General features: G+C 35.9%; 20 protein-coding genes, 1 other RNA gene and 1 pseudogene. 13 read left to right on the top strand and 9 right to left on the bottom strand.

Annotation, left to right across the window (positions count from 1 at the left end; all coding sequences use genetic code 11):
- Positions 1-368: 368 nt before the first annotated feature.
- Complete coding sequence (locus tag ACYQ73_RS17650) at positions 369-920, bottom strand: superoxide dismutase family protein (RefSeq protein WP_460013703.1); 552 nt, start codon at positions 918-920, stop codon at positions 369-371.
- Between the two features lie 187 nt (positions 921-1,107).
- Positions 1,108-1,896, bottom strand: a complete 789-nt coding sequence (locus ACYQ73_RS17655; protein WP_460013704.1) for a 3D domain-containing protein — start codon at positions 1,894-1,896, stop codon at positions 1,108-1,110.
- 269 nt (positions 1,897-2,165) lie between these two features.
- Between ACYQ73_RS17655 and ACYQ73_RS17660 the strand changes: the two genes are divergently transcribed.
- A complete protein-coding gene (locus tag ACYQ73_RS17660; RefSeq protein ID WP_460013705.1) occupies positions 2,166-2,348 on the top strand; it encodes a putative motility protein in 183 nt (60 codons plus the stop codon).
- 136 nt (positions 2,349-2,484) lie between these two features.
- On the top strand, positions 2,485-3,594 hold the full coding sequence (locus tag ACYQ73_RS17665) for a response regulator (protein ID WP_460013706.1): 1,110 nt from the start codon (positions 2,485-2,487) through the stop codon (positions 3,592-3,594).
- A 217-nt stretch (positions 3,595-3,811) separates the two neighbouring features.
- Here the strand turns inward: ACYQ73_RS17665 and ACYQ73_RS17670 are convergent, their stop codons facing one another.
- A complete protein-coding gene (locus tag ACYQ73_RS17670; RefSeq protein WP_460013707.1) occupies positions 3,812-4,834 on the bottom strand; it encodes a GGDEF domain-containing protein in 1,023 nt (340 codons plus the stop codon).
- Positions 4,835-5,370: 536 nt separating this feature from the next.
- Between ACYQ73_RS17670 and ACYQ73_RS17675 the strand changes: the two genes are divergently transcribed.
- From ACYQ73_RS17675 to ACYQ73_RS17700, 6 genes are all read left to right on the top strand, one after another.
- The gene (locus ACYQ73_RS17675) at positions 5,371-8,400 is read left to right on the top strand and encodes a hybrid sensor histidine kinase/response regulator (RefSeq protein WP_460013708.1); all 3,030 of its coding nucleotides are present in this window, start codon (positions 5,371-5,373) and stop codon (positions 8,398-8,400) included.
- 201 nt (positions 8,401-8,601) lie between these two features.
- Entirely contained in the window at positions 8,602-8,805 is a 204-nt protein-coding gene (locus tag ACYQ73_RS17680) for a hypothetical protein (RefSeq protein WP_460013709.1), read from the top strand.
- Positions 8,806-8,820: 15 nt separating this feature from the next.
- The gene (locus tag ACYQ73_RS17685; protein ID WP_460013710.1) at positions 8,821-9,510 is read left to right on the top strand and encodes a response regulator transcription factor; all 690 of its coding nucleotides are present in this window, start codon (positions 8,821-8,823) and stop codon (positions 9,508-9,510) included.
- The gene (locus ACYQ73_RS17690) at positions 9,507-10,487 is read left to right on the top strand and encodes a sensor histidine kinase (protein ID WP_460013711.1); all 981 of its coding nucleotides are present in this window, start codon (positions 9,507-9,509) and stop codon (positions 10,485-10,487) included. The genes ACYQ73_RS17685 and ACYQ73_RS17690 overlap by 4 nt, the downstream gene beginning before the upstream one ends.
- Before the next feature lie 116 nt (positions 10,488-10,603).
- Positions 10,604-11,365: an ABC transporter ATP-binding protein gene (locus ACYQ73_RS17695; RefSeq protein ID WP_460013712.1), complete on the top strand. Its 762-nt coding sequence runs from the start codon at positions 10,604-10,606 to the stop codon at positions 11,363-11,365.
- Positions 11,355-13,199: an FtsX-like permease family protein gene (locus ACYQ73_RS17700; protein ID WP_460013713.1), complete on the top strand. Its 1,845-nt coding sequence runs from the start codon at positions 11,355-11,357 to the stop codon at positions 13,197-13,199. The genes ACYQ73_RS17695 and ACYQ73_RS17700 overlap by 11 nt, the downstream gene beginning before the upstream one ends.
- Before the next feature lie 689 nt (positions 13,200-13,888).
- On the opposite strand, the gene ACYQ73_RS17705 is transcribed toward ACYQ73_RS17700, so the two are convergent.
- The gene (locus tag ACYQ73_RS17705; RefSeq protein WP_460013714.1) at positions 13,889-14,329 is read right to left on the bottom strand and encodes a DUF2269 family protein; all 441 of its coding nucleotides are present in this window, start codon (positions 14,327-14,329) and stop codon (positions 13,889-13,891) included.
- A 328-nt stretch (positions 14,330-14,657) separates the two neighbouring features.
- Between ACYQ73_RS17705 and ACYQ73_RS17710 the strand changes: the two genes are divergently transcribed.
- On the top strand, positions 14,658-15,296 hold the full coding sequence (locus tag ACYQ73_RS17710; RefSeq protein ID WP_460013715.1) for a YfbR-like 5'-deoxynucleotidase: 639 nt from the start codon (positions 14,658-14,660) through the stop codon (positions 15,294-15,296).
- A 102-nt stretch (positions 15,297-15,398) separates the two neighbouring features.
- Positions 15,399-15,911, top strand: a complete 513-nt coding sequence (locus ACYQ73_RS17715) for a zf-HC2 domain-containing protein (protein ID WP_460013716.1) — start codon at positions 15,399-15,401, stop codon at positions 15,909-15,911.
- A 214-nt stretch (positions 15,912-16,125) separates the two neighbouring features.
- Here ACYQ73_RS17715 and ACYQ73_RS17720 read toward each other — a convergent pair whose 3' ends face one another.
- Complete coding sequence (locus tag ACYQ73_RS17720; protein WP_415732860.1) at positions 16,126-16,464, bottom strand: zinc ribbon domain-containing protein YjdM; 339 nt, start codon at positions 16,462-16,464, stop codon at positions 16,126-16,128.
- 246 nt (positions 16,465-16,710) lie between these two features.
- On the opposite strand from ACYQ73_RS17720, the gene ssrS reads away from it, so the two are divergent.
- A non-coding RNA gene (ssrS, locus tag ACYQ73_RS17725) (6S RNA) lies at positions 16,711-16,903 on the top strand.
- Positions 16,904-17,283: 380 nt separating this feature from the next.
- Here the strand turns inward: ssrS and ACYQ73_RS17730 are convergent.
- Together ACYQ73_RS17730 and ACYQ73_RS17735 are read right to left on the bottom strand one after the other, a co-directional pair.
- Positions 17,284-17,487 (bottom strand): hypothetical protein, encoded by a 204-nt coding sequence (locus ACYQ73_RS17730; RefSeq protein ID WP_079563224.1) that lies wholly within the window; start codon positions 17,485-17,487, stop codon positions 17,284-17,286.
- Between the two features lie 30 nt (positions 17,488-17,517).
- Positions 17,518-18,147, bottom strand: a complete 630-nt coding sequence (locus tag ACYQ73_RS17735) for a hypothetical protein (RefSeq protein WP_460013717.1) — start codon at positions 18,145-18,147, stop codon at positions 17,518-17,520.
- Between the two features lie 776 nt (positions 18,148-18,923).
- Between ACYQ73_RS17735 and ACYQ73_RS17740 the strand changes: the two genes are divergently transcribed.
- Entirely contained in the window at positions 18,924-19,412 is a 489-nt protein-coding gene (locus tag ACYQ73_RS17740; protein WP_460013718.1) for a MarR family transcriptional regulator, read from the top strand.
- Positions 19,402-20,601: an MFS transporter gene (locus tag ACYQ73_RS17745; RefSeq protein WP_460013719.1), complete on the top strand. Its 1,200-nt coding sequence runs from the start codon at positions 19,402-19,404 to the stop codon at positions 20,599-20,601. The genes ACYQ73_RS17740 and ACYQ73_RS17745 overlap by 11 nt, the downstream gene beginning before the upstream one ends.
- Positions 20,602-20,845: 244 nt before the next feature.
- On the opposite strand, the gene ACYQ73_RS17750 is transcribed toward ACYQ73_RS17745, so the two are convergent.
- Positions 20,846-21,307 (bottom strand): NUDIX hydrolase, encoded by a 462-nt coding sequence (locus ACYQ73_RS17750; RefSeq protein ID WP_460013720.1) that lies wholly within the window; start codon positions 21,305-21,307, stop codon positions 20,846-20,848.
- A gap of 200 nt (positions 21,308-21,507) precedes the next feature.
- Positions 21,508-21,789 (bottom strand): annotated as a pseudogene (locus ACYQ73_RS17755) (aminoglycoside phosphotransferase family protein); the annotation flags it as partial.
- Between the last annotated feature and the right edge of the window lie 282 nt (positions 21,790-22,071).

Consider the following 22,071-nt stretch of genomic DNA (forward strand, 5'->3'; position numbering starts at 1 on the left):
AACGTTTATCAATAACTCCTTCACACTAAATTTATCTACATTAAGCTATTAAATTCTTTTTTTCAAGAAAACATTTTTAGTTGCCACATGTATGAAAAATGCATATTTTATTTTTATCTTTTATAAAAACGTATGTTATGTATATAAGTTGATTGGAGTGAAGGCTGGGCGACTCCTTGGGGATTAGCGATAGGGGAACAAAGGCTAAAACCACCACGTCCTGTGATAACGCTTCGCGACCAACATCGTGTTGGCCTGAGACCCTGCAGCCAGGAAAGGAAATTAATCATTCGTTGTCGATTTTTACCCTCAAAACAAAAATACTGTATCTAAAGTGATTTACTTCAGATACAGTCGATTCAATTCCCTTATTGAATAATGCCACACGCAATTCTTGCACCAGAATTACCGGAAGGATCTGTTTTATAATCATCCTCAGATTCATGAATGATTAATGTAGTGCCTCCATCACGTAACAATGAGTTGGCAGCACCTTTTTCTAATGTTTGCCCTTCAGCTAAGAAACTCAGATCCACTTTACCATCTTCTCCAACTTCTAAATTCGGAAGATCTCCTAAATGGTATCCCTTAGGATTATCCTTCCCATGCTCTTTACTCGTTGGATTAAAATGAGGACCCGCCGATTCAAATGTTGGTGGTTCACACTTCCCAACTGAATGAATATGAATGCCATGTTTTCCGGCTGGCAATCCTGATAGTGCGAGTGTCACCTTAACCCCATTGTCCTCTTCCTCAAAATATGCATTGCCATAGCTTTCATTATTTTTACCAATTACTTTCGCAGTTGCAGTTGGTCCTGAACTTGCGTTAACTGCCACTTTTTGCTCCTTCTTTTCAAAGAAACTACAACCACCGACAAATACTAATAAAGAAATAATTATTAAGCTCATTTTTTTCATGAAAATACCTCCTCTATTTCAGATGGTTGCCAACAATCCTTCCACTTATGCAATTCCACTGAGAATTTTGTGAATTGTTGGTTACGGAGTAAACTTTGTACACTTGGCTTTTAATCCATGTTGATTCTTAAAAACAATGCAAAATAAAAGGATATCTCCAACCAAAGGAGACACCCTTCTATTTACATTAATTTAAAATTTTTACAGTTACACTTTTGACGCCCCACTGACGAGCTTGTCCCTCGGTAGGAATAAATACATCAATTTTATTACCTTTTATCGCTCCGCCAGTATCTGCTGCGATTGCTTCTCCGTAACCTTCAACCCAAACTCTTGTACCAAGAGGAATTACACGCGGATCTACGGCAATTACCTTTAGGTTCGGATTCGATCTGATATCTGTTCCATTCGCTGTAATCCCCGAACATCCTTCACAATACGCTGTATAGGCAGTTGCTCGCATAGTTAACGTTTTGCCTGTATTTGTTGGAGCACTCACTGTATTTGTTTTTGTGCTCGATGTCGTTACTTTCTTTTTACTTGATGTCGTTGCTACCTTTGTAGTTTTGCTTTCGGCTGTTTTAGGTTTTGCCGCTGATGCTTTGATAGCTAATGATTCGCCTACATAAATTAGATCAGATGAAAGGTTATTCCATTCCTTTAATTCTTGCACTGACACTCCATTTACACGCGCAATTGTAAATAATGTATCCCCGGCTACAACGAAATGTTGATCTTTCAACGAACTATCAATTTTCGGCTCGACTACATTTAAATCTTGCTCTGGATAAAACCATGTCGAGTCTGTCTCATTCAGTAGCTCATAATCTCCTAAAGTTAAATTGTAAATTTTCGAGATTCCCCACAATGTATCGAATGGCCTAAAAGCGAGTTTGTCCTTAGCAAATGATGGACTAGCAAATAAACTTACTCCCAAGATCAAAGTTACAACTAAAGCTAAAGCTTGTTTTTTCATATTTTATAACCTCCATATTTTAATATTTTGCAGTCTGCTACTAGCACACTAGAGTAAGGCTCTTTTACACAAGCAATGCTAGAGAATGCAATTAGTAACTCAGGACATCGGACCTGATATTACGAATTATTACTATAAAGGAGGAAAAATATACAATATCGATTATATTTTTGGTAAATTGAACAATTTTACGGTAAAACTATTTGCAATTTTTATATGTTGGAAAATCAGTGCTTTTATCCGATAATATGGTAAAGGAGGAATGTAGGGTGGAAGTTAATACAATAATGTCTTCTCAGATTATGGAGCTACAACAAACTGTACGAATGAGTGTTATGCAAAATGCGCTCAATCTAAATACTGCAGCTGCTACCGAATTATTAAAAGATCTGCCACAGCAGCAAGTGGCCATACATCCACATAAGGGGTCAGTAATTGATATTTCAATTTAACCTACTTCACTACTTATCAATTATTCCTCGGCATAATTGCCGCTGACGCTTTGCTTTCGCTACAGAAAACATTTGCTGAAAGAAGTTAAAATTAATATTTGAAAGTTGGTGCCCTTTTTTGATTCGAGTGATAATAATGGATGATGAGCCATTAGCTCTTATAAACATGGAGAAAAAGTTAAAAGAATTTAATTCAATAGAGGTCATTAAATCTTTTACAACTGCAAAAGATTTGCTTGCAGAGGGACCAAGCTTGGATTTCCAAGTAGCATTTTTAGATGTAGAAATGCCTGGCATGAACGGTTTAGAGATTGCACGGCTATTAAAAGAATGGAACAAAAACATTTTTATCGTATTTGTCACTGCGTATCGGGACTACGCTGTCCAAGCTTTTGAAATTCACTCCATTGACTATTTGCTGAAACCTATTTCAAAGGCTCGTCTAGAGACAACTATTAACAGAATCCAAGAACTCCTTCACTTAGAAAATACATCTACTCCTATACAAATACGAAATAAACCCGCGCTTACAATACAATGCTTTGGAGGATTCGTTGTTTTACACAATGACAAAGTAGTCCATTGGAGAACGCTTAAAACAAAGGAATTATTCGCCTTTCTTTTTTCCAATCTTAATAACCATGTACCTCGTGATACAATCATCGATGAATTATGGGCAGATACAGAATTTGAAAAGGCAAGAGTTCAGTTACATACAACAGTTTCCTATTTACGCACTACGCTTTCAGCACTGGGCTACTTAGAAGTCATACAGTATGCAAATGGCTGCTATATTTTGCAACTAGAAAATTTTCAATGTGATGCTCATGATTTAGAGCATATTTTAAATGGTAAAACAGAGACTGGAAAGATTGATGTAGAGAAGGCTGAGGCACTACTACAAAACTACCACGGTGAATTTATGGCCTCATTAGATTATCCCTGGATTACTAGTAAAGCAAATTTTATGAACAATAAATTTACTCTTTTACTTCATGATTTAGTAGAGCATTATACAGCAATACATGATGTAAAAAAACGAGAGGAAATATTACTTTTAACGATAGAGCATAATCCATATTCCGATAAAACCATCCGTCAGCTCATAAAGCACTATATAGAAGTGGATAACCGAGTAGGTGCAGTAAAGGTTTACAATTCCTTTAAAAGTACCCTGTTAGCGGATCTCGGTATTTTACCCGAGCAAGAAACAACTGAGCTGTTTAATGCTATATCGGTTGAATAATTTTAATCTATAAAAGGCATCGAGAAGATAACTCTCAATGCCTCTTATCTTTGTATTCATTTCACCAGTAATGAAAATCAACTGTCTTAGTTGATTTCCGTTCCGACTTATATACTAACATGCGTTTTGCGAATATCATTTACGGTATTGAATCAACAGACCTGTATTTAATATTAATTGTAAAAGAAAAAATTTATTATTTGAGTTTGACTGATATTCATTTAATTAATTCTCCAGATAATTCTTCGACGACACAGATACAATTCTTCCCTGACTGCTTCGCCTTATATAATGCCTTATCTGCCATTGTAATGATCTGATTAGCAGTCTTAATATTTGCTGTAAATGCTGTAATACCGGCAGACATTGTAACTGGCCTTCCACATGCCGTATCTAACAAGGCCTGCTTAATGCGTACATTCTCCGCCAATTCTAATGCTACATCTATTGTTGTGGATGGTAATATAACCATAAACTCTTCCCCACCATATCGAAAACACATTCCCTGTTGCTCAATGTTCTTCTGCATATGATTTGCGAAAGCTTTTAAAACTTCATCCCCTACAGTATGCCCATATGTATCATTTATACTTTTAAAGTCATCCAGATCTATTAACACTACTGTATGTGGCACTTTATTGATGATTAACTCATTTAAAATTTGATCCATCCTTCTACGGTTAGGAATTCCCGTTAAGGAGTCTAAATTCAGTTGACTCGTTAAATCTAATATTTCGCTTTCCGAACTTATGACCATGTTTTGCACTACTTTTTTTAATGAATGTGCTTCGTAATACCAGTCATCCATTTCTTCAAGCTTCTGTACTTCTTCTCTCTCCACGCTAGTAGAAAGCTTTTTTAAAGGTCGTGCAATTTTGAAAGCAAGCCATACAGCTACTACAAAAACTGCAACTAACCATAATAATAAAGGAACAATTATACTTTTTATGAACGCACTAAATGAAACAACTCGTTCATCAAGTAACTTGTCTACCACTTGCACCATATAAGGTTCAATCGACTTATTTTGATTTGGTTCCATCAGTTTTTCTTGTACGTAGCTCTCCGTGATTACCGAAACTTCCTTCACATAATTTTCCTGCATGGCAAACTTATTTTGCATAAGAATGTCGTTAAAATTTCGATAGCTACTCCAAATACTAATACTAGCAGTCGCAAGTACAACAATTACCGTCATACTAACAATAACAAACGATAACTTTAACTTGAATTTACCCACAATAGATCATTTCTCCCATTGAGATGATTTTTTGTAAAATTTTAACACACTTTAACTCACAAATTATTTATTCCTTCATCATACGTCACGCCTCTTAAAAAAAACTTAAACTAATGACTCTCCCTCAAAATATGTACTTGACGGCACAGTAAGAGGGGGTATCAAACCTCACGCTACGCCCTCAGGGAAGCAAGTAGCCCGTAGCGAAAATCAGCTCCCCTACCCTTTCTGATTAGTCTGAAAGTAACACTTTTAAAAATTTCTTATTTCCATTTTCTAAATTTCATGGCATGGTAAATATAGTGCTTTTAACTTCTTTCAGCTAAAGTTAAAGCCTCCGGCGGATGTCACAGAATCGGAAATGAGTTAATAAAGGATGTCATCGCATCCATGCGATACCGGCTAACTGACCTGCATCATGCCGCTGACGCTACGCTTTCGCACAAAAAACATCTGCAGGCCTAAGCACAAAGCCGATTCCGGACGCAATTATGCCGAGGCATAATTGATTACAAGAAGAAATTTTGGAGGTTCTTATGTCACTGTTGAAAAAAGCGACTATACGACATTCACTTTTCATTATTTTAATTTTCATATTGCTTACTACCCTTCGTTTACTTTGGCTAGCATACTTTCTCCCTTCAAGTAATCAACCGATTGCCCAGGAAGGTATATTTGATATACGGGATCAGCAGTTATCCGACGAAGAAGTTCTTAACTTAGATGGTGAATGGCTCTATTATCCCGGATCATTAATAGATCCCTTAAACATTAATACCCAATCATTTGAACAAACTACCCGAACGGTTCCCATGCGAGATTCAAAGGCAACGATACAACGCTATGGTACATACCGTTTAAAAATCTTACTCAATCACGATGCTCCCGAAGATCATCGTTATGCCGTTCGGATTCCTGCAGTGTCGACTGCTTCAGCATTATATATTAATGGGAAGTTGGTTGAACAATCAGGGAAAGTAGCTACTGATTCACATAGTCATAAAGATCAAGCCGCTCCTTATACTCTTTACTTTACAAATAAGCAGCCTGAAATTGACTTAATTTTACATGTATCTAATTTTGATACATCAGTAAGTCCTAACATTGATAAAAGAATTTTATTTGGCTCTGCTTCTGCTATGACACATCACCAAATGATTAACGATCTATCTCTTACAACAATATCGATAACACTCATATTGTTCGCACTTTTTAGCACCCTTGTGTTCTTGTTTATTCATCCAAAGCCAATTGTTTTACTGTTCACAGTAGGTTTTCTTTTGCCTTTAGCAGATGAATTAATTTCATATGACCAATCTATTATCACTTGGTTACATCTCGATTATGTATGGTCATTTAAGCTATCTACTATCATTTATCTTGGGTCTTCTTTTTTCTTTGTTCAATTTATGCGTGTTTTACTAGTCAAATATCATAATGCTAAAAGCTTTCAGTGGCTCTTTGCTTTCTATGGCCTTTCAGCATTTTTCATTATCGTCTTACCGATTAATTGGTTATTCACAATAAATTCTCTTTACTTTATACTTTATGTCGCTTCATTTTTATTTGTAGTAGTACTCGCTTTAAGAGAGTATCTTGAAAATCAAAAACAGAGCACTACCTTTATTGCATTGACGGCCCTTGGTACAATGAATGGCATCATATGGGCGTATATTAAAACCATCTATGATTTTGATATACCAATGTATCCGTTCGATTATTTATTTGTCATGCTCGGTTTTTCGGGTTATTGGTTTAAACGCTTTTTTGAAAACCAAGCGCAAATTAATCAATTGATTACTAAATTACAAAAGGACGATGCATTAAAGGATGAGTTTTTATCCAGTAGCTCACAAAAACTGTGGGATCCTATGAATAAAATGATTACATTAGGACAGTCCATTTATGATAACCCAAACAATAAGCTTATGGCTGACGATAAGCAAAACCTGAAGCATCTTATTGATATCGGGAGAAGCATGTCCTTCACATTAAATGACATACAAGATTTTTCTCGTTTAAAGGAAGGTAATTTACATCTCCATAAAAAGAACGTCAGCATTCAAGGTAGCATTTATGGCGTTTTCGACATGTTACGCTTTATAACAAGTGGCAAACAAATTCAAATGAATTCAACGATTCCTAGGACATTCCCTAATGTAATTGTTGATGAAAATAGATTGATTCAAATTCTTTTTAATCTCCTGCACAACGCCATTAAATATACGAGTGCAGGATCAATAAAAATCAGTGCCCATATAGAAAATACTATGGCTGTTATCCACATTCATGACACTGGGTTAGGCATGGATGATGCTACCCAAAGCCGTCTATTTTCCCCTTACGAACAAGGCAATGACAACAATGACGGAATCGGTCTGGGGTTATTAATTTCAAAGAAGCTTATCGAATTACATGGTGGAACTTTGCAAATACATTCTGTTCCTAACAAAGGCTCGGATGTCTTTTTCACCTTACCATTAGCAGAGGAAAACGTTAATGAAGAGCAAGCTTATCTAGAGGAAGAGGACATGCAGCTTCCTATTGCAGAAAATAATTCATCCCCGACAATGGAAAACCAATTCAAAATTTTAATGGTCGATGATGACCCTGTGAACTTAACAATTATGCGTAGCTTATTTGCAACTACAGAATATGCTGTTACTACAGTTACTAGCAGTGAAAAGGCATTAGAAGTACTACAGCAAGAGGATTGGGATTTAGTCATTATAGATGCGATGCTACCATATATATCTGGCTATGCTTTAATCGAAAGTATTCGAGAACACTACTCATTACTTGAATTGCCTGTCTTATTACTAACAGCTCGTAGTTATCCCGAGGATGTCTATACTGGTTTCGCCCATGGTGCAAATGATTATGTTACGAAGCCTATTAATTCATTAGAGTTAAAGGTAAGGAGCAGAGCTTTAATCGATTTAAAATATAGTATCAATCAACGATTACATTTGGAAACAGCTTGGCTTCAAGCCCAAATACATCCTCATTTTTTATTTAATACATTAAATTCAATTGCATCACTTAGTACGATCGATACAGATCGAATGATTGACTTAATGCATCATTTTGGTGAATATCTACATGCAAGCTTTGATGCGCGAAATTTACAGCGAGTAGTGTCACTTAAGGATGAGTTAGAGCTAGTACGATCATATCTCTATATTAATCAGCAGCGTTTTGGGGACTTACTAAACATTGAATGGGATATTGATGACAATATAAATATTGAAATCCCCCCTATCTCCCTACAAACTTTAGTCGAAAATGCCATTTGTCATGGTGTATTGAAACAGGAAGAAGGCGGTACAGTTTGTATCCGTATAAAAGATTTTCCGAATCATGTAGCAGTAAGTGTTGTAGATGATGGCGTTGGGATTGATCCAAGTATATTAGATGAACTACAATCTGGTAGTAATTCACCAAACGCTGGCGTAGGTCTGCGCAATACGGATTTACGTCTTAAAAGGATTTACGGGCAGAGATTACAAATTAAAAGCACACTAAATGAAGGAACAACTGTCACCTTCCATATTCCTAAAACATAAATGAAAGAGGTCATCACCTTCCCAATAGGGTTTGTGGTGGCTCTTTTTTATAATTTCAAGTTACAATTACTGTATTCAATGGTGAATATTAATGGATTTCTAAAAATCAGGGTACATTAAAAATATATAAATAAAGAAGGCTACTCAGCATATCGTGGGGTTGATTTCCGTTCCGACTGGGCGCTTTCCTGGGGGCGTCCGATGAGCCGCTTCACTCGCAGGGCTCGCTCCAGGGTCTCGGGCCAACACGATGTTGGTCACGAAGGCGTTATCACAGGATGTGATGATTTTAGCCTTCGTTCCTCTATTGCTAATCCCCAAGGAGTCGCCCAGTCTCCACTCCAATCAACCAATATACCTTTATATATTTTAATAAAATACCCACTTTTTAGTGATAGCCTATAAAGAAAGGTCGATACTATGTACAAAATATACATAATAGAGGATGATCCCAATATTTCAAAGATTATTGTGGAGCATTTATCAAAATATCAATTTGAATGCCATACCGTCCAACAATTTAATCATATAGCAGAAGAATTTCAAGCTATTCAACCTCATCTCGTTGTTATGGACATTAACCTACCAACCTATGATGGGTACTTTTGGTCGCGCAAAATCCGTCAGCTATCCAAATGCCCTATCATCATTGTATCTGCGCGTGTGAATGACATCGATCAAGTGCATGGTATTGAAAATGGTGCGGATGATTTTATCACTAAGCCCTTCTCGCTAGATGTGCTTATGGCAAAAGTGAATGGTCTTATTCGTCGTACATACGGAGAATATGCTTCCTCCGAATCTAATTCGATATCAATTGCTAATACAACATTAAATGCTAATACAGTTCGCCTTTACACCGAGAAACACGAGAGCCTGTTAACGTTAAAAGAGATGCAGCTTAGTAAATTACTATTTGAAGCTTATCCTAATGTTGTTCCTCGTCAAAAATTGTTAAGTGCCATTTGGGATGATGAATCCTTCGTTGAAGAAAACACTTTATCTGTTAATATTGGCCGATTACGCAAAAAATTCGAGACTATCCAATCTAGACTAGAAATTAAAACAATTCGTGGACTTGGTTATCAATTAGTGGAGGCAGAAGAATGAAGCTGTTCTTTCGAGATCATGTAAGTGTCATCATTCTTTATTGTGTAAGCTTTCTATTATTACCCTGGATCATTCATTCATTGGATGATTTATCTTCACACTATCTTTATTTTATCTTTCTCGTTAGCTTCCTATTTACCATTTGGCTGATTGGACGTTATTATCGCAGAAAAAAGCTCTATGCTCATTTACAGAACAACACATTAACAAGCGATGACCTCCATCTGTATGAACCACAGGCTGGAATTGAACAAGCTTACAGCCAAAAACTACGACAAATGCAATATCTATACTTAACACAGCAGCAACATTTAGAGGAGCAAGGAAAAGAAAAGCAGCTTGTACTTTCACATTTTACCCATCAAATGAAAACGCCATTGTCGGTTATTCAACTGCTTATCCAATCTAATGCAAATAGCCAATCCGAGCATTTGCAAACAATTAATCAAGAGTGCGATAAGCTGACGTTTACCCTTAATCAGCTACTAACTTACGAACGCACATCTAATCTTGTGGCTGATTTAAAAATAGAAGCACTCTCATTAAAAGAGCTTATTAAAGAAGTTGTTAACGATTTAAAGGATTATTTCATTGCCAAAGAAGTTTTTCCAAAAGTGACGCTTGTTGAAAATACTATTATTTATTCAGATCGAAAATGGTTAAAAATTGTGCTTTATCAAATCATTAATAACGCCATTAAGTACGGTGAGTCCGAAAGTTCTATTCAAATTATTTATGACGAAGCTACTTTACGAATTAAAAACTATGGAGATACGATTCCTGAGAGTGAAATTTCACGTGTCTTTGATTTATTTTATACAGGTGTGAAAGGTAGAACGAGCGGTGAAGCAACAGGTATAGGCTTGTATTTAGTGAAAAAGATTTTAACTGAATTAGAGCACCCTTTTACTTTACAGTCCCATGAGTGCGTCACTACCTTCTCCATAGATTTTTCAAATAGCGTGAAAAAATTATGATTGTAAGCTCGTAATATGACAACTTTGTCATATTGACGTCATTTAACCAAATAGGTAAAATGCTGCTCCTTCTTTATACTTAAGCTATTCAATCGAAGTAAGGGAGTTGTTCAAAGATGGGAAACTCAATCCTACAAGTGACCAATCTGCAAAAAGAATATATCGGAGAAATCACATACAAGGCGTTGAATGGCATTGATTTTCAACTTGGTGAGAACGAATTCGTAGCCGTCATGGGGCCTTCTGGAAGTGGAAAAACTACATTTTTAAATAGCGTGTCCACCATCGATCGCCCTACTATTGGCGAAATTCTTATAAATGGTAGAAATCCATATTCGTTAGATGATGAGGAGCTTGCAAAGTTCCGGCGTTCAGAATTAGGCTTTGTCTTTCAAGATTTTAATCTTGTACACACATTAACGGTGAAAGAAAATATTTTATTACCGTTAACTTTAGATAGTTTACCTGCCGATAAAATGCAGCAACGACTTCAACATATATCTCAATTTCTTGGAATTGAAGAGCTTCTTTCAAAACGAATTTATGAAATTTCTGGTGGACAAAAACAACGTGTAGCTATTGCTCGTGCAGTTATTCATGAACCGAGTTTATTGTTGGCAGATGAACCTACAGGAAATCTCGATTCAAAAGCAGTAAATGATGTCATGAATTTATTTAGTTCTATTCATACTGAACTGAAAACTTCCATTTTAATGGTGACACATGATCCTTATGTAGCAAGCTTCGCAAATCGTATTATATTCATTAAGGATGGTAAATTATATAACGAAATTCATCGCGGTCATAATCGTAAACAATTTTACCAGGAAATCATGGACACACTCGCTTTTTTAGGTGGTGGACAGCATGAGCTTTAATCATATCGTTATCCAAAATATTTTACGTGATAAATGGACCTATGTTTCGTATTTCCTTAGCAGTATGTTTTCTATCATTATTTTCTTTTTATTTACAGTCATTGTATTTCATCCAAGTCTTGCAGGTTTAGATCCAGACTCAACACTTGGCCTTGCATTAATGTTAGCAAGTTTGCTCGTCTATTTGTTTTCATTTATCTATATCGCCTATTCCATCATGGCCTTTTTAAAGAAGAAAACAAAAACACTAGGTATTTTTATGATTACTGGTGCATCCATGAAACAAATTCGTACGCTCGTTTTTCGTGAAAATATCCTTATTGGTGTATTGGCGATTATTACAGCAATCATTCTTGGGCTTGTCATTTCGCCTCTCTTCTTAATGGGTGCCAAAGTTGTTTTAAAGGCAGAAACTTTCAGTATGTATTTCCCTATGAAAGCTATCACGTTAACGATTGGTTTATTCCTTGTATTATTCGTTGTTATTTCAAAAGTAATGACAAGATTTATTAATAAAGAAGCTTCTATTCAACTATTAAAAAGTGATGTTGTCATCGAAAAGTCGATAAAACCACATTATCTTTTATTATTCATTAGTATTATGATTTCTATTGGTTTAGGCTATTTTTTAAAAATAGAACATGACATTGTAGATAGTCTCGGTATTCTTTTCTATATAGTGTTTTTCGTGAGTGTTCTTTGCACAACTTATTTAATCATCTCACAAGGAATGCGTTCCCTGCTAAAAGCTTTTGAGAAATCGTCAGCCTATATGAAACAAACGAATATGCTACTTGCTTCCAATCTGAATGCAAAAATGAAATCACATGCAAATATGCTATTTTTAATGACTATTTTATTAAGCGGCGTATTTTTATGTACAAGCATTTTATTTAGTTCTTACTACAATGTTGAAAAAGATAGTGAGGCGAATTATCCATACAGTTTTCAGTATATTGCCACGCCAAAGGCTGATCCAAGTATGGTAGAAGCTGATATTAAAAATATTGAAAAACAATTATCCGCAGTGGATTCACAAAAATATTTTATTGAATTTAAATCGAATGAAGATCAACGACTCGGTTATATGTCAGCTTCCGATTATAACTTGTTACACAATGAAAAGGTTGGCTTAGGTGCAAATGAATTTTTAGCAGTTGCTGGTAATCGTAAAACATTACCAATTACTAATGTAAGTGGTGACAAATATCTAAAGCAATTAAAGCTTGTATCTGTAAATGAAAAAAATCTATTAACAACAGGTTTCCAACAAACGTATTTTATTGTGCCTGATGAAGTTTATAACAGCATCAAATATCCCGTCTACAAAACCTATTTATTTGAGCTAGACAATTGGATGGCACATACAGAGTTGGCGAAAAAAATTATTGAAGATTTCCCACATATATATGAAGAACGTTATGTAACTTCAAAAATCGAATTGTATGACGCAGAGATGTTTACAAAAAGTGTTATGTTCTTTATCGGATCTATGTTGAGCTTAATTTTCTTAAGTGCAGCTATGAGTATCCTCTACTTCTATTTACAAACGACACTTCTTCAGGAAAAAGAAAAGTATGCTGGCATACGAAAACTAGGGCTATCTAAAAAAGAGTTATTCACTGTTGTTTCTAAAGAGCTGGCAATCCTTATATTTGTGCCATTCGCGATAGCCATTACGATGTTATTCGCTACATTATTAGCTATGCGAACAATGGTTTCAGCAGCATTTTTACAAGTCTCTATGATGAGCTCATTATGCTTCTTTGCCCTGTTCTTCGTTAGTTATATATTTATTCGCAAAAGCTATTTCAAACGCTTGCTTAGCAATTGATGAAAAAATCCGTACTCCTCTCGGAGTGCGGATTTTCATAGTGTTGAAAAACAAAATTAAAGGTGATCTTTGAGAATGTTGTGGCGCATTGAATGAAGGTGATTTCCGTTCCAGGCTACTCGCTTTCCTGTGGGCGAGCGTCGAGCCACTTCCTCCGCTGGCGTTGCTGTCGCTTCGCTTTCGCACGGAAAACATTCGCTCCGTGCAGGGTCTCGCCTGTCTCGCTTTCCCACGGGAGTCGAGTAGCCCTCCACTCCAATCAGCAATAGTGTAGAACTTTTATAAATTTTATTCATTTCAAAAGTGAACACTATTGCTACCCAACTTAATCTACAAAAAAGACTTATTACAGTGACGCAATTGTACGCCTGTTATTCTAATGCTTCGTTTCCTAAGACATCTGTTGCTGCCGCTACGTTAGCACTACGCTATTGCATAAAATTGCTTTAGTATCGTTTTATAACTATAAATTAGAGTGTCATGCCAGAAGATATTTGCTATGTGAAGTGGTTGATTGGAGTGGAGACTGGGCGACTCCTTGGAGATAAGCAATAGAGGAACGAAGGCGTCATCACATCGTGTGTTGGCCCGAGACCCTGCAGCGAAGCGAAGCGGCTCATCGGACGCCCCCAGGAAAGCGCCCAGTCGGAACGGAAATCAACCACACGTTTTGGTGATGAGCCAGCTTCTTACCAAAGTACAGGTTTTGCTACCATTAGCCATAACATAATTAGCAATAATAAAATGTACATCCATGCTTTGCGATGTAACAATGAAGCAAATTTTTGCTGGTCATAGGTAGATGTATTAAATGTCTGTAAAGTCGGTTTGAACGCTCTTGCTAAAAAAACAATGGAGGCCAACATCACAAGAAATGTAAGAACAATCCACGAGGTACTCCAATGATAGCCCGCATGCCACATTAATAAAATACCGGACGCAACAAGAACATGCCCCGAATGCTTGACGATTGTAATTGCTCCTTTAAAAGCCTCAATATATGGAGACATTTCAATATGAGATGCTGTACGCATTTTTTTAACAATTGTTAAAACAACGAACAATGGCCCAATCGAAAGAATGGCACTTAAAATATGTATGTAAAGAAGAAGTGTATAAATTGAAATCACGGTGCATACTCCCTTTTAACTTTTTTCAGCAAATGTTTTATGTAGCGAAAGCGAAGCGTCAGCTACAAGTGTTTAATGTAACGTAAGTGAAACAGTAGTTACAAATGTCTCCCCCTCTATAGGTGGTGAGATGAATGCGGGTTTAAGTTACTTAAATTATGCCGAGGCATCATTGATTCAGTCCCCCTCATTATAGCACCAACATAAGCGTGCTTTATCGTCAATTGTGAATCCTTTGTAAACGCAAAATGAATCATTGTTAATTTGTTTGAAATTTGCACAAAGAGGGTATGGATTATAGTAACATGCACATATAGACCCAAAAGGAGTGATTTTTATAGGAATTCATCAATTTTTTACAAGTCTTAATGATCTAGAGCGTATTATTCGTTGCCCTGGACGCTTCAAATTTGAGGAGCACAATGTGGCTGCTCACTCTTGGAAGGTATCGCAGTATGCGATGTTCTTTGCCACACTTGAAGAAATGAACGGAGCTACGATCAATTGGAAATCATTATATGAAAAAACCATCAACCACGACTTTGCTGAAGTATTTATCGGCGATATTAAAACACCGGTAAAGCATGCGAGCCCAGAGCTTAAACAAATGCTCGCACATGTAGAAGACAAAATGATGGAGAAATTTATTATTGATGAGATCCCACAAGAGTTTCAGGCTGTCTTCTTTGAGCGCATGAAAGAAGGCAAGGATAAAACTATCGAAGGTCGCCTACTTGAGTTCGCTGATAAGCTTGACCAATTTTATGAAGCCTTTGCTGAGTTAAAACGAGGAAACACAGATAAAGAATTTGTGCATATGTATCAATCAGCCCTTTCCAAGATTTTAACTATTCCTCTTCAAACGTCGGTTCACTATTTCCGTACTGAGATTCTGAAGGATGCTGTGAAGGAAAAAACACATATCGATATTCAAGCTTTGACCAATGAAGTATTAACATCAAATTAATAAAGTGCATGTAAGTTTTCCGAACGAATTAACTCACGGAAGGCTTTTTTTATTTTCTCAAAAAAGTCGTATAATGAAAGGAGATCGATTGGAGGGAAGATTTTGTCACAGGAATGTTCAATTGTAGAGGATTTATTACCTTTGTATAAAAAACAAGCGCTCCAAGCAACTACTGTAGAATTCGTCGAACAACATTTAGCTACTTGTGAGCATTGTCAGCAGCTCGCTACTTCAAAGCAATCACTGGGCTATCTTTTATTAATGAAAAGAACGATAACGTTTTTCCATCTTGTTTTTATCGTACTATCCTTTATGTTTGCCATTAACTCTTCCTTACTTGGCAATCAAACAAGCTTTGCTATATCTTACGCGATTTTCGGCTGTCTTACTTATTTCTTTTACAGAAATATTTGGATTGTTTTTGCTATCAGCTTTGTACCTGTTTTCGTATGGGCTATTATTAACAATATCAATAATTCACTCTACGTCACCCACTACTCCTTAACGGAAATTGGTACGCTGCTAATTGGAGCTAGCTTCATAGCCATTTTACATACTATTTTTGCACTATTCGGTGCGGTCTTTGCTATTCTATTTCGTAGGTTTACAAAATAATGTTACACCAGCAGAAAGAAGTTGTCTCCATGTAACTGAGGACCAACATGATGTTGGTCACTCAGTCATTGCCACAGGGCGTGGCAACGACTGAGTTCCTCTATTTCAGTAGGTGTTTAGACAGCTACTGAATAAAAATAAAAAAGAGTCGATTTAGAATAGCCTTCCAACATCAAGTTTGGGGCGCTTCATATCACGACTCTTTTTACAGTAATTATGCTTTTTTAACGAACTCTGACTTTAATTTCATTGCACCAAAGCCATCGATTTTACAATCAATATTGTGATCGCCTTCAACGAGACGAATGCTTTTCACCTTTGTCCCAATTTTTAACGTTGAAGAACTACCCTTAACCTTTAAATCCTTAATAACTGTAACGGAATCACCGTCCGCAAGTAGATTGCCATGAGCATCCTTTACGATTAACGTATCTGTCTCCTGCTCCGTTACATCAGTGCTCCACTCATGCGCACATTCTGGACATACAAAGTTTGTTCCATCCTCATATGTGTATTCAGAATTACATTTTGGACAATTTGGATAAGCTGCCATTTCCGCTTCCTCCTTTTACTTTTTTGCTAGGTAAACCCTATATATTCCCCTATCTTTACATACTTCGCCCTATTAAGTAAAGGACGTTCGTATTTTTTGTTCGTATTTGTGAAAAATATTCGAATCTGTTTTATGCTTTTGGAGATATTTCATTCTGGATATTCATGATTTGGGACACTCGCCCATTGACTTTTTTGTACAAACCATCTTACTTGCAAGTTTGTTTAACATGCCTTATTATATCCTTAAAGGCTGCATTGTTCGTATAATATTAAGTTTTAACCTTTAAGCTGTAAAAGGGAGTTTTATTATTGGAGTTGGAATGACGGGCCTCACACTAAGGTGCATGAGGATAAGCAGGAAAGCTTCTGCGAACACCCACTTTGAGGAGTGGTGGTTTAAAACTTTCTATAATAACTACGGCATACGCGGCTTTTTAATTTAATCATACAGCCACATAGGCTTTGAAGCATTTCTCTCATAGTGAAAACTATGGGAGATTTTTTGTTGTGGGGAAAAAATGGGGAAATCGTTGGGGGAATTAAATATTCTACCATTTTTACTCTATTGTTTATATCTAATCACAATATGCTTATATATTTAATAGCAAGATTTACAAAAGAAAAAGCAAATCCATTATGAGACACATTTGCCTTTTCATTTTATTAAAATTCATCATTAAGTAATCCTTGCAAGGTGCGTAGTAAAGCGTTTCTTAGCAGAATTAATTAGTGAATATCTAAATAAATGTAAACCAGGTACTTAAATGAGTACCTGGTTCAGTTTGTAGACAATTTTAATTTTCTTTGAGTTTGTCTACTACATTCTCATAATATCAATCATTCTCATAATATCATCTGATATAACTAATAAAAACACTAAGACACTAGTGACGATTGCATATTTTTTTGCTTTTGTATCAGCATTATTGAAGGTAACAATAATTGTCTGCAAGCTAAAAAAAACAACTAATGACCATAAGAGTGGTTCAATGATTAAACCAAATAAACCTTCTATTGCCACTAAAATAACCTTCTTTCATAGGTAAGATAATTAAAATGAAGAATCAACCGAGTAACTATCATTTTTTACTCTTAAATATACATAATCTGTGCGGAGATTTGCTCCTTCTTTAGGTCTTACCTTCGCTTTAATTCCACCGTATGCCGAATATTCTAATGTTTCTTTTGGACGAAATACACCTGTATCTATATAATCCCATTCGAAAGCACTTACAGCTGTCGAGTAAACTCTAGAAATTTCGTCATAAGCTCCTTGATGGGTACAAAAATCTGCCTTAAATCTTAGATTTACAGAAGGTATAAGCGTTCCGGCGTACACTGTAACCCCTTTTACGCAACTATATCCTGAACTGTTACTCCAACTCCCACCAGTGGTACCTTCAGATAAAGGTGTTATTAAATTGGTATCACTATCGATTGGCGGTTCAATTACATTGCCTTCCTCAGCGTAAAAAGTAGCTTCACTGAAATCAACTCCAGTTACTGAACCATTTGAATACGTCGTGACTTGAGAATAAGGAGTTGGATGTTCTGTACCCAAACTTCGTTTAATAGGTTTGATCAACCCATTCTCTTCTTTTTCCAACGAAACGTTTTCTTCTACAACACCTTGATTACTAAGAGAATCTACGCTTTCCGAGGCAAAAGCTGAAGAGCTCATACCCAAAAAAAATAGACCGAGGGACAAATCTGCTGCGTAAATTAGTTTTTCATCTCCGGTACTCCTTTAAATGTTAAATATCACAAATAAATTGTAATATTTAACATTTTACGCTCGTTTTTACATCTAGTAAAGCAGAAAATTAAGAAATATTGGAAATTATCAATGAGACGAAGGCGTTGAAAGCTTAGCATCAGTTATAATAATGGATGGTGTTATAAACAGTAAAAGACTAGAAAAAACTTCTTTCAAGAAGCAACAATCTATACGAAAACAGCCTTTTATTTTATACAAATAATTTAGTATTTCTTGTAACGAATTTCGGTTTCGTTCTATATATAAGTATCACAACTAAAAAATGAGAGGAGGTATCTAGTCTTTTAAGTTTCTTTTCTAACTCAAAAAAAGAATTTTTACTCATATCTCTAACCCCTTTCAAAAAATATACTAAATATCCTTTTATAACTTATTTCCTTCTTTATTATGCCAACCTGCTCCGTTAGCTCAATAAGAAAAAAAGAGCTGCATATGCAACTCTATGATCTTCAATTAACGCCATCCGTTAGCCATCCATGAAGCACAAAAATCAGCTCTTCACCACAGAAAACGAAAGATGATCACGTTCTTTCATGGGAGTTTAATAAGAACAGAGACGCTTCTTCAACAATTGCGCCTGTTTGTTTAACAGTTAATTTACACTTGACACCTATTTTTGTTAACTGGTAAACTAATATCATTAACCGGTTAACAAAAAACGAAAAGTTAGGTAATACATTATGAATCATATAGACAAAAAGAAGGAAGCATTGAATGCTTTGCAACAATTTATCAAAGAAAGAGAAGCCGTTCAAAAGAGTAAAAGCTTCAGTAAAAAAAATGAAGAAAACTCCATTGTTATGGATTGGACTCTCACTCAATTACACATTGTTTCAGCCATCAATGCTCAGGGATCTGCGAATAATACATCCCTTTCGGAAACGTTAAACGTCTCCAAGCCAGCCATTACAAAGGCAATCAAAAAAATGCTAGAGAAGAACGTTATTGTCGAGACCAGACAGGAGACCAATCAAAAAGAAGTTCACTATCTCCTTACTGATTTCGGGAAGCAACTTGCCTCTATCCACGATCAATTGCATGAGAAGGCAAGGAATCAATATCTGCGCCTATTGGATAGTTTCAATACAGACGAGTTAGAAACCATTATAACTTTTTTAGAAATGATTACTGACAAACTAAAAGGTGATGACGTTCCATTTGGAGAATAAATATTCAAAAGAGTGTAGCTCAAAAAAATCTTTTGTCTTATATGCCCTGAGTATTAGCACGTTTTTTGCTTCTTTAAGCCAGAACATCTATACGCCGATCATTCCCCTTATTCGGGATTCGTTTGAAGTATCCATCAGCTGGGTGAATTTTACGGTCAGTAGCTTTATCTTTATTATTGCGGTGATACAGATTGTTCTGGGAACAGTGGTTGATCATCAAAATAAAAAAAGATTATTGCTCATTAGCCTTCTTTTGATGGGCGTATCAGCAGTCATTTGTACTTACACCAACAGTTTTACGTTGTTTACGCTTTTCAGAATGATTCAGGCAATCGGGGCCGGGATAATCCCTTTAGTTGCAATTAGTATGATTGCACAGTTATTTGAAGGTGAAGCAAGAGGAAGTGCCATGGGAACGTATCAAATCCTGCTTACCCTTGCTCCCGCCGTTTCACCTGTGGTTGGAGGTTTTATTGGAGAGTTTTTTGGTTATGAGGGAATTTTCCTTTTTCTTTTGATTATGGCAGTTTCCTTGCTGATGTTCATTGTTTATCTGCTGCCAAGTGAAAAGCAGGATGAAACTGACGAAAAACCGTCCAAAGGATTTTTCCATGCATATAAGGCAGTCTTTTCCCATTATATTGGAACAAGTATTATGATCGTCAGCTTTTTAGTGTTTTTCATCTATTTTGCTATTCTCGTCTATCTGCCGGTCTTGCTCCATGATCATTATCATGTATATTTACAGTTCATTGGATTATTATATTTACCTTTGACAGTCAGCATGATTGTTGGAAGTATGTTATTTAAAAGGTTACAGAAAAAAATATCCCTAAATACTTTGTTTATCTCACTGTTAATTGTTATGCCATTGCAGGTCATACTATTTGGTGTACTTCACGCTCAATCACTTGTGGGGTTAAGCATTATCTTATTTGGTTATGGAATTATGGTTGGATTTTCCGCTCCCCTTTTCTCGACGCTTATTAGCAATGAGTATAGCGAGCACCGAGGAACAGCTTTAGGAGTTTTTAACTTCGTCCGTTATTCAGGTATGGCGCTTGGTGGAATGTCCTCCGCATTATATCATGTACTGCCTAGTTCTGCTTTATTTGTGCTGTTTGGTGTTTTACTGCTCTTGGTTTCCATACTACCTTATAAAAGATTTCAAAGCAGGAATGCTTCATAAAGAAACAAAAAGCCAACGGATATAGACACTTTTAATATCTGTTGGCTTTCTAGTTTTCACTTCACAAACTGGCCCGAGTGTTGAACACCAATTAAACAACACTATTCAACTAAACTGCCACGTTAATTCAATAAGAAAAAAAGAGCTTCATTTGCAACTCAATTATTTTCAAATAAAGCACCTGTTAGTTGATTAAGAAAAAGGTTGTTATCTCTACCCTTTTTGATGGTCGAACTCCGTCAGATTATTTTATTATGGGCAAAGTCACATGGTTTACCCAATCCTGAATGAATCGCTCTTGATGTGCGTTCAAATGAGGTAGGTCATATCGAGTAAAGAATCTATGTTCGTGACTTTCTTCTGTTTCATGAATTAATTCCCCTGAAAAACAACTTGAATGGAAAATGATCTGGATGCTGAAAACCTTATCTCCATTCGGATATTCTGCAAATCCTTCTTCTCCTGAATAAAGACCAAACAACTTTAATTGTTCAACTATCAATCCTGTCTCTTCAAATGTTTCGCGCACAGCAGTTTCAAGAAAGGTTTCTCCAGGCTCCATAACACCGCCTGGGATACCCCAAACATCCCGATCTTTTCGATGTTGTAGTAAAATTTGATTCTCTTGTTCAATAATAATTCCACAACCAACAGTCATTAGCACTTCATTTCCAATTAACTTACGAATGGTTTGTATGTAGTTCATTATTTCCCCCTTAAATCACTAATTTTTATTTATTCCTTTAAAGTTATTATTACGATTATCGTTCCTATAAGTTCCAATTTTTGAATATTTTCCTTAAACTTAACTGCACCGTTAGCTCAATAAGAAAAAAGATGCTGCCGCTGCAACACCTTGTTTAACTCTTGCACCCGTTACTTTAAGAGATGAAAATCACCTATATTTTATAGTAACCATTTTTTTAATCTCGCTAAATTTCCTTCTAGAAATAACGCATTTTTTTCAATTCCTCGACGTTTACACCATCCAATACTATTGATTGCATCAGTAAATCGATAGAAAGGTAATACATTTTCTAAGTCAATTAATGGCCTGATACTGTTATAGCCTTCTTGATATGCATTATACAAGTTAACATCAACACTTAAAAAATCGCGATACAGTTTGGTAAAATCGATTTCTGTTGAACCAAATCTTACGCTTTCAAAATCTATTATTCCTGAAACTATGGGAGATTTTTTGTTGTGGAAAAAAAACGTGGAGATCGTTGGGAGAATTAAATATTCTACCGTTTTTACTCTATGGTTAAATCTAATCACGATACTTATATTCACAAAAGAAATAGCAAATCCATTATGAAACACATTTGCTTTTTTCATTTTATTAAAATTCATCATTAAGTAATCCTTGCATTGCAATTATACGATAATCACCTACTATCATTTTCCTCTATTGCCTCTCAATTTTAACATTTCTTTTCTAAATACAGCTTCTTCTTCAGGAGAAAT

It is taken from the genome of Lysinibacillus sp. CTST325 (assembly GCF_054665055.1).